The sequence below is a fragment of the Amycolatopsis azurea DSM 43854 genome, assembly GCF_001995215.1.
In the GTDB taxonomy this organism is placed as follows: Bacteria; Actinomycetota; Actinomycetes; order Mycobacteriales; family Pseudonocardiaceae; genus Amycolatopsis; species Amycolatopsis azurea.
The window spans coordinates 63732-72965 of sequence record NZ_MUXN01000020.1 but is presented as its reverse complement, the minus strand read 5'-3'; the positions used below and the strand labels follow the sequence as shown (position 1 = coordinate 72965).

The 9234-nt window shown below is 67.1% G+C and carries 7 protein-coding genes; 1 reads left to right on the top strand and 6 read right to left on the bottom strand.

Translation table 11 applies throughout. The features are described from left to right. Positions 1 to 215: 215 nt before the first annotated feature. Complete coding sequence (locus tag B0293_RS25540) at positions 216 to 1952, bottom strand: DNA/RNA helicase domain-containing protein (RefSeq protein WP_005155548.1); 1737 nt, start codon at positions 1950 to 1952, stop codon at positions 216 to 218. A gap of 194 nt (positions 1953 to 2146) precedes the next feature. Between B0293_RS25540 and B0293_RS25535 the strand changes: the two genes are divergently transcribed. Continuing rightward, entirely contained in the window at positions 2147 to 4126 is a 1980-nt protein-coding gene (locus B0293_RS25535) for a DUF2075 domain-containing protein (protein ID WP_342364829.1), read from the top strand. 19 nt (positions 4127 to 4145) lie between these two features. Here B0293_RS25535 and B0293_RS25530 read toward each other — a convergent pair whose 3' ends face one another. The 5 genes from B0293_RS25530 to B0293_RS25510 form a co-directional block, all read right to left on the bottom strand. After that, on the bottom strand, positions 4146 to 4517 hold the full coding sequence (locus B0293_RS25530) for a hypothetical protein (RefSeq protein WP_005155546.1): 372 nt from the start codon (positions 4515 to 4517) through the stop codon (positions 4146 to 4148). A gap of 77 nt (positions 4518 to 4594) precedes the next feature. Then, the gene (locus B0293_RS25525) at positions 4595 to 5773 is read right to left on the bottom strand and encodes a DUF6973 domain-containing protein (protein ID WP_005155545.1); all 1179 of its coding nucleotides are present in this window, start codon (positions 5771 to 5773) and stop codon (positions 4595 to 4597) included. After that, positions 5773 to 6069 (bottom strand): hypothetical protein, encoded by a 297-nt coding sequence (locus tag B0293_RS25520; protein ID WP_039917236.1) that lies wholly within the window; start codon positions 6067 to 6069, stop codon positions 5773 to 5775. The genes B0293_RS25525 and B0293_RS25520 overlap by 1 nt, the downstream gene beginning before the upstream one ends. A gap of 101 nt (positions 6070 to 6170) precedes the next feature. Beyond that, positions 6171 to 7394: an aminotransferase class V-fold PLP-dependent enzyme gene (locus tag B0293_RS25515; protein WP_005155544.1), complete on the bottom strand. Its 1224-nt coding sequence runs from the start codon at positions 7392 to 7394 to the stop codon at positions 6171 to 6173. Between the two features lie 88 nt (positions 7395 to 7482). Then, positions 7483 to 9210, bottom strand: a complete 1728-nt coding sequence (locus B0293_RS25510; protein WP_005155543.1) for a CoA transferase — start codon at positions 9208 to 9210, stop codon at positions 7483 to 7485. Positions 9211 to 9234: the final 24 nt, after the last annotated feature.

The window sequence follows — 9234 nt, the reverse complement described above, 5'->3', positions numbered from 1 at the left end:
GGTAGGGCAAGCGCCTGATCTGCGGTAGCACGAGCCACTCGCCACCTATCGGTGAGCGGTAGCCGCGGGATCGCCATCATCGAAACGCCGAGCGCCCGCAAAGACGGCAGGTCGTCATCGGCTGCTTGCGGGCGAACCGATCGACCGGCCCTGCCCCCGGGAGCGTCAAGGGGAAGCCCGAAGCGCTCGGCCGCCTTGGGCTCGCTTCACGGCGGCTACCTCGCGTAGTTCCGCAGGAAGTCGTTCGTCTCGTCGTCTTTGGAGTAGACGCAGACTCCCTGCATACCGCGCGTCAAGAGCACCTTGTAGGTGTTCCGGACCAAGCGATCGAACTCCGGGGCTTCGGCGCCTTTCACTTTGCGGTCGTAGGAGAAACCGCTGCGGGCGAACCACTTACCGTCCCGGATCACAAGGTCGTCACCGAAGATCGTGCCCGCCCAGTCGTACTCGAAACCCTGCGCCGTGTAGATGCAGCCGACTTGCCCGAATCCCTCCGGCTCGGATGCCCACAAGGAAGCCGAAGGAAATCCTGGGACTTCGAACCCCTGCTTCGTGTTCCAGGGTCGACGCCAACCACCGATCTCCACATCGTCGACGAGTCGCAGCCTGCCCTCGACTTTGACCGGATCACTCCAGTCCCAGCAGAAGCCGGCCGCCATTCTCGCGGTGCCGGAGAAGGTCTTCGCCTGCCGGAGAAGCCAGTTCTCCAGTTCGTGCGGGGATCCGACCGAGTCGACCACGTACTCGTCTTCACTTCCGTCGACCAGTTCCGACCAGGACACCGGCGGTTCGGAACCGAGTCCCAGCAAGCGCACGACCCATTCGTCGAAGCTCGCCGAGCCTCCGCACCGGTACTGGCCGTCCAGGTCGATCTCGATGACATCGCAGTCCTTGATGTCGGCGATGGCGAGGATGTCCGCCTTCGTTCCGATTTCGCCGGGACGCACGACCTGGTGTTCGTCGAGCAGGAAGAGCGGCACCTTGGCGACGTCGATGAGCTGGTCGATCTGGCTGCGCACCTTCCCGTGCAACCGGGCGGGCATGCCACGGACACGGTGCGCTTCGTCGCAGATCAGGACGTCCAGCGCGTCCTCCGGCGCGGAGCCGAACTCGTTGAAGTACTTGAAGATCTTGCCGTACCGATCGTCGTCACCGGTCACCTTCTCCCGCAAGGTTTCGGTGAACGCCTTCGAGCCGGTCGCATGCAGCGCCTTTCGCTTCTGCCTCGCGAGAGCGGCGAGGAGTGTCACCGCGATGGCGCTCTTCCCAGAACCCGGACCACCGTTGACGACGACGACCTTCTTCCGCTTCGTGCTGTCAGAGTCCGCTTCGGCCACGGCGTCGAGCACCGTCTTGTAGGCAACCTGTTGTTCGTCCAGTAGAACGAACTCGTCTCTGGCGGCCAACGCGTCCGAGGCGGTCTTCAGCAGATTCCGCGCGGGGGCCGGTCGAGCGGAGATCAATTCGTGAGCGGCGGCCACCGCCGCATCCGCCGTAGCCGGGTCCTTGTCGAGCAGCGACCACAGATCGGCGACCAGATCACCCTGCAGGTCCGACGTGTAGAGCTGGCCGAAGTCGTCGTACTCGAACTGGTCCAAAGTCCAGTCCACACCACGAACGGCGTCGTGCATGTACGCGATCCCCTTGATTTGCCCGGGGATCCGCGCGAACGCGGGGACGAAGTCGAGTAGCTGACGGCAGTACCGCCTGACCTGTTCCGCAGGATGGAGGTCAGGTTGTCTCTTGCCATGGGAAGTCCACACCAGGTCGGTGCCCAGCGACTTCGCCTTCTTCCACTGCTTCAGCTCGACGAGTACATAGGAGGACTTCCCGGTCTCCGGATGGACCCCGCAGAGAATGGCATCCACCCTCTTCGGGCTGTACGGAAGCCGGTACTCGATCAACACCTGCACGTGCCCGAGGCCCGCAGCACACAAAGTATCGGCGAGCACCGGGAGACTGTTCCTCCAGGAGCCGAGCTCACCCCCTTGTTCGGACGCTTTGTAGGGGATACCCACATGCTTGGCGAGATCCAAGAAAATGCGCTCGTGCCGAAGTTCTCCGCGCAGGTCACGCGCGGTCTTGATGACCGGCAAGCCACCCTCCCCAGGGCCGTTCCCGTCGTTTGGGCCTCTCGCACTATTGCGTGAAGGCAAGAATCACTCTAGCGGGTTATGATCGACTGCTGGGGAGCACTCGGGCGCCCCTGCGCCCCGGGGAGGGACGAGTGGCTCTTGCACGCGGCAGCGCGGCCGATCTCTTGATCGAAGCCCGCGCGGGACGGCTGCACACCCGATTGCAGGAACAAGCCGGGTTCGTACTCGGCGGCAGGGTCGGGACCAGCGAGGTGGCTTCCTGGCAGAGGAGCCTGCCTATCGTGTTGACGGATCTCGTCGACGCCGGTCTCGGCGACGTCGAGGTGCTCCTCGAGCATCAGCTGCCGCACAGCAAGCAGCGCATCGATGTCGTGCTCTGCGGCGTTCACCCTCGTTCCGGTGACAGTTCATTCGTCTTCCTCGAGCTCAAGCAGTGGTCCAAGGCCGAGTCCTATCTGTCCGAGGTGATCAACATTCCCGGACTCCAGGGGAGGCACCTTCATCCCACCGAGCAGGTGCACGGATACCGGGAGTACTTCGTGGACCACACCCCCGCGCTGGTCGAGCGGCCTCAGGCCGTTCACGCGGTGGCGTACCTGCACAACGCGCGGCGCACGGACGTGTCCGGCCTTCTCCAGGACAATCCCCGCCCCACCAGCCGACTGTTCACCATGGACGACAAGGCGGCGCTGGGAGAGCACCTCAACGCCGTGCTCGACGCCGCCGCCGCCCGGCAGTCGAATGTCGCGGCAGGCGATGAATTGAGCGGGTTCGCGCATCGCCCCACCAAGCCATTGCTCGATCTGGCCGCGGCCGAGATCAAGGATCGCGAACAGTTCGTTCTATTGGACGAACAGAAGGTCGCGTACGAACTCGTCCTCCGCGCGGTGGAACGTTCCCGGGCCGCGCAGACTCGCACGGTCGTGATCGTCGAAGGCGGACCGGGGTCGGGCAAAAGCGTGATCGCGCTGAGCCTGCTCGGCGAACTGGCCCGCCGGGGGCGCGCGGTCCACCACGCGACCGGCTCGCGATCGTTCACCATGACCATGCGCAAGTACGCGGGCCGTGGCAGCAAGCGGGTTCAGGGCTTGTTCAAGTACTTCAACACTTACGTCGGTTGCGAGCCGCGCGAACTGGACGTCCTGATCTGCGACGAAGCACACCGCATCAGGGAAAAGGGCACCGACAGGTACACGAAGAAGGAGAAGCGCGACCGCGCTGACCGGCAGGTCAACGAGCTCATCAACGTCGCGACCGTTCCGGTCTTCCTGCTCGACGAACATCAAGTGGTGCGCCCTGGCGAGATGGGCTCACTCAAGGAGATCACCACCGCGGCGGAAGCGCTCGGGTGCCAGGTCGAGATCGTCCGCCTTCACGACCAGCTGCGTTGCGGTGGCTCGGTCTCTTATGACACTTGGGTAGCGCGGCTTCTCGGCCTCGGCACCAGCGAGCGACCGATTCCGTGGAGCAAGCTGGCGGGCCCGCTCGACGAGGGCATCACTCTGAGTGCCGTGGCCTCTCCCGAGGCGCTCGAGTCCTGGATACTGCGGCAACGGTCGGAGCACGGCGGAGTGGCGCGTCTGTCAGCCGGCTTCTGCTGGCCGTGGAGCGACCCGGTCGACACTCCGGACGGCGCACGCCTGGTGGACGACGTCCAGGTCGGCGCCTGGAAACGCCCCTGGAATGCGAAGGGCGACGGCAAGAAGGCAGTACCCGGCGTTCCGGAATCCAGCTACTGGGCCACGGACGAGCGCGGCTTCGACCAGGTGGGCTGCATCTACACCGCCCAGGGATTCGAGTACGACTGGTCGGGCGTGATCTTCGGCAAGGATCTCGTACGCCGCGACGGCATGTGGCGAGCGGTGCGCGAGCGCTCCAAGGACTCGGAAGTCAGGAAGGCCGACGAACTGCACTTCGGCGCACTGATCAAGAACACGTACAAGGTTTTGCTCACTCGCGGGATGCGCGGGACAGCCATCTTCTCGGAGGACCCCGAAACCCAGGAATTCCTGGAGGAGATGACCCGATAGCCGATCTGACCTGGCTTGATCAACGCCCCGCGGGGCGGCCGTCCGGGTCGGTCATCGTGATGGCCCCACCCTGCGCCTTCAGCACGACGTCCGCGCGGTACTTCCCGTCGCCGATCGCGGCGAGCGTGCCGAGGCTGACCATCCGCGTGGTGGCGCCGTCGCGGTCGAACACCAGCAGGTTGCCGTCTTGGACATAGTCGCCACTGTGGGTGCCATCGCCCTCGACCGTGACGGGCCTGCCGAGTTCGCGTTCGATTCGCGCGCCAGAGGCGGGGCCGGTGAGGACCTGGACCGAGGTCCAATCGCCGGACGCCAGTTCCTTGAGCGGCCGCGAGCCGCCTGACCTGGCGAGGTCGCTGATCGCTTTCTCGAGGCCGTCGTCGAATTCCACCGTCACTCCTGGGGTGCTCGTGCCGCAGCCCGCCACGAGAGCGAGAAGGGCGAGCAAAGTCACTATCAAGCGCATGGTCAGTATTGGTCCGGTGTCGCCGTGGGTTGACCGGGGTCATGGTCGTCACCGCGCCCTGGATTGTCCGTGGGCCAAGGCTTGTTCTTGGTTTCACGGGTCTCACCAGGAAGCGATTCGCTGGACGGTACCAGTGTGTCGTTCTTGTCGATGACCACCGTTTTGCCGTCCTTGACCGCTTGTTCGACCAGGTTCGCCAACTGTTCGGGGCTGGCGTCCGGGTTGGCTTTGGCGATCAAGCGACCGACTTCGTTGTTGTGCAGGTCCATGGCCACCGGGACATGGTGGCTGGTCGGGTTCCGCTCGTGCGCGGTCGCGAAGTCGCGGGCCCATTCCTCTCCGTACCGCTGCGTCATCATCGCGTTCCAGTAAGCATGGCGGAAAGCGTCGGCGTGCCCGTCGGTCCCGCCCTTGCCCTCGAACTTGCCCTCGGCGACATGCAAGGCGTCCTGTCGGATGTCGGCGAACTCTTTGAGTCCGAGCAATCCCTTGCGCATCTGCAGATCGTCGAGCAGTTTGGCCTCGGCCTCGGTGATCTTCTCCTTCTTGAACCCCGCCTGTTCCGCGATCCAGCCGGTCAGGCCGCTCGGCCACGTCGTTGTACCGTCTGTCTTGACCTGGTATTTTGCCAGGAGATCGCGGTGCCGCTGTTCGTCGGCGATGCGGTCTTCGCCTGCCGCGGCGGCCGCCGCCAGCGTCGTCGCACCGGCGTCCCCGATCTCGCCGGCCAGGATTCGCTTGAGCACGGTGTTCAGTTCGGTGTCGATCTCGCCGGCACGGGCCAAGATGGCTTCCACTTCGACCTGCAAGAGCACGCTGGATAGAAACCCTGTGGAGTTCTCCGTCTCGACGACCTTGCCATTGTCTATCCGGAAGCCGTTCTTGGCGGCGAAGTCCTCCGTCGTTTCGAGACTGCGCACCAAATCGCGCACAGCCTGCTCCGTGTCATCGATGATCTTCACGGCTGCGGACAACCGTGCGGCGAGGTCCTCGAGTTCCTGGCATCGGGCACGAAGGTTCCCGGCAGCCGCCTCCGCCGCTTCCCCTGCCCACCCGGCCGGCTTGGCACCGTCGATCTCGTCCTGCAGGCCGAGCACCTGCCGGTTCTGCGAGGCCAGGTGGTCACCGATCTGCCCTATCCCGTCGGCTTTCCATTGGCTGACATCGGCCCAGGTGACCATCAACGGCCACCCGCGCCGTCGAATCCCTGCTCACCCACGCCATCTTGAGCCCGGTACGCGGACGCGGCGGTGGTCAGCGATGCCGCGTAGGAATCCACGCCCCCTGCCCATACGCTGATCGAGCTCTCCCAATGTGGGCCGAGCGTGGCAGCGGTCTTCGCGGACTCTGAGCCGGTCAGGGCGCCGGAAAGTGCCGCCACCCGTTCCAGATCCAGCTCGCGCACGATTCCTGCGGCACGCTTCGCCTGGTCAACCGCGTCGCGCAGGGCTTTCGGATCAGCTTCGAACCCCGTCATCCAACCCCTCCCCCTCGGTTTGAGGCTACTTGTCCTGTTTGGGAGGTTCAAGTCACTCGAATTCGCCTTTTGAACTCAGAGTCCACTGCGGGTTCACGCGTTCAGGATCCGGCAATGGTCCGGATCCCGGTGATCAAGCGGTCGACATGCTCCTTCGTCGTGCCGATCCCGATACTCGCGCGCACCGCCGTCGGCGCCGTCGCGCCCGCCTGTTCCAGCAACCGCCGAGTGAACGGGTGGGCGCAGAACAGGCCGTCGCGGACGCCGATGCCGAACTCCGCGGCCAGCCTGGTGGACACCGTGCGCGTCTCGACACCGTCGACGGTGAAGGAGACGATGCCCAGCCGGTCCGGCCAGCGGCCGGAGTCACCCAGCACCCGGACCGCGGGGATCTCCGCCAGGCCGTCGTGCAGTCGGGTCGTCAGAGTGTCCTCTTCGGACCGGAGCGCGTCCAGGTCCGCCGCCGCGAGGGCGTCGCACGCGGCGGCGAGGGCCACCGCGCCGATGACGTTCGGGGAGCCCGCCTCGTGTCGCGCGGCACCTGACGCCCAGTCGACCTGACCGGGCGCGTCCCCTACGTGCGCGGTGGCCCCGCCGCCCGCGAGGTACGGCCGCGCGCGGTCCAGCCAGTCGGCGCGGCCCGCGAGCACGCCGGTGCCGAACGGGGCATACAGCTTGTGGCCGGAGAAAGCCACGTAGTCGAGGCCGAGGGCGGCGACGTCGATCCGCCGGTGTGGCGCGAGCTGGGCGGCGTCCACCGCGATGCGGGCGCCGGAGCGACGGGCGACGGCGGCGAGTTCGGCCAGTGGCCAGACCTCACCGGTCACATTGGACGCTCCGGTGACGGCCAGCAGAGCCGGACGCCAGGTGCCCAGCACGGCGAGCGTCTTCGCGACGGCCGAAACCGCCTCCTCGGGCGACGAAGGCGCAGGGAGCCGAATGACATCGCTCCAGGGCAACAGGTTCGCGTGGTGTTCGCCTTCGAACGTGATGACCGCGGTGTCCGGCGGCACGACGTGCGCGAGCAGGTTCAGGGCGTCGGTGGTGTTGCGGGTGAACACCACTTCGTCGTCCGGGCGGCAGCCGAGGAACGTGGTGACGGATTCGCGGGCCAGCTCGTACTTTTCCGTGCACAGCTGGGAAAGGGCGCCTGCGCCCCGGTGCACGCTCGCGTAGTACGGGAGCAGCTCCCCCACCACGTCGGCCACCTCGCGCAGGCACGGCGCGCTCGCCGCGTAGTCCAGGTTGGCGTAGGCGATCTTCGTCCCGTCGGACAATCCCACCTTGACGTCGGAGCCCAGCACGCCGAGCGTGTTCCCACCCATCACGAAGCTCCTCCGCCGATCGGACCATCGTCTCCAGCCCATGGTCGCAGCGTTCCCAAGGGATGGACATCTCCTGCGCTGCCACGGACTACGAAAAAGTCCACGGTGAAGTGGCGATCGCGCAGCCGTTCTGCTCGAACCGGCTGGGACGGCGTGAGACGAGCGTGCGCAGGTCACGCCGGACGGGCACCGCGATCGGCCCCAGCCTTCGTTCCCAGTCCGCCGCCGGCCGCGCGCCCAGCGTCTTGGTGATCGCGTCGGGCAGTTCTTCTTGCGGTGGAACGGGAATCTCCAGGGACGAGCACAGTGCCACGACGTCCTGGGTCACGATCGCGAGCAGGCCGTCGGCCGCCGCGAAGACACCGTCGACGGCGGCGGGCGACGGCTCGCGCAGCAGTGCGTCCGCCGCACCGAGAAGCGACGTCGCGACCTCGCCGCCCCGGCCGAAGCGCTGACGTGCCACCAGCGCGGCCAGGATCCCTTCCGCCGAAACGAATCCGCCCGCGATGTCCACCATGATCATCAATGTCGGGCGCGGCGGCGCGCCGTCGGGGGCCATCACGTCCGCCAGCCCGGAATAGGCCTGGACCATGTAGTCCGTCCCCGCGGGCGGGTTCTCCCCCAGCGCGTCGCCCCAGCCGGACGCGGTCGCGTACACCAGTCCGGGGTTCACCGCGTGCATCGTGGCCGCGTCCAGGCCGAGCTCGGTGTCCTTGCCCGGCGCCCAGTTGTGCAGGAAGACGTCGGCGTCGCGGACCAGGTCCAGTACCGCGGCACGCCCCGACGGCTGCTTGAAGTCGATCTCGGCGATCCGCTTGCCGTCGTTGAGCACGCGGAACTTCGCCGAGCAGTCACCCGCCATCGGCGGCATGCCCCGCAGCGGGTCGCCGCCCGGCGGCTCGATCCGGGTGACGGTCGCGCCGAGCAGTGCCAGCAGCCGGGTGGCCATCGGGCCCTGCACCCGCCGGGTCGACTCGACGACGTGGATCCCGGCGAGCGGCCGTCCGGCTTCGGCGCCGGGTCCGGGCGGCGCCGCCCGGCCTGCCCGGAACGACCATGGCGGCGAGCCGGCGTCGGGATCGGCACGCCGATCGGCCACTGTCCTCACCGGACAGACGTGCATCCCGGTCGACGCGGCGATCGAGCGGATCTCCTCGAACGTGGCGGACTCGGCCGCCTCGTGCAGTTCGCGCGGCAACGACACCGACGCGCGTTCGTAGCGGAGGAGGAACGGTCGCCAGCCTCGTCCGACCGCGCCTTCCGGCGCCCCCAGCGAGGCCCAGAACCCTTGCCAGGCTTCACTGCTGAAGGCCTCGACCTCGAAGGGAAGCCCGTCGGCCGAGACGAACGGCGGCCGCGCTGTCGACGGGGTGCCCTCCGGCCCCTCGGGATCCTCGTCCGCGGTGGCGGCGGCGATGTACTGCGCGACCGCGATCATCGCGACGCGGTCCGGGCCCATCTCGATCCGCGACACCGGGTTTCCACGCAACTGGGCCAAAGTCGCGGCCAGCACGCCTTGGACGGCGGCCATTCCCGTGAGCACCGAAACGTAGTCGACGCCCAGTGGCCGCGGCTGTGCTTCGGACCGGCCGTGCAGTGCCATGATCCCGTAGTCGGCCTGCAGGAGGTTTTCCGGGTACGGGCCGAGCAGACCGGCCTCGACCGAAGCACCCGGCCCGCTCAGGCTCAGCACGCCCGGACGCGCGGTGCCGGCGTCGGCACCCAGCATCCGCAGCCTGTCGAGAGCGGTCTCGACGGCCGGGCCGGATCCGGCGCTCAGGACGTGGAAACCGTTCAGGGGATGGGAAAAGGACACGGGTACCTCCGGGTGTGGCAACGG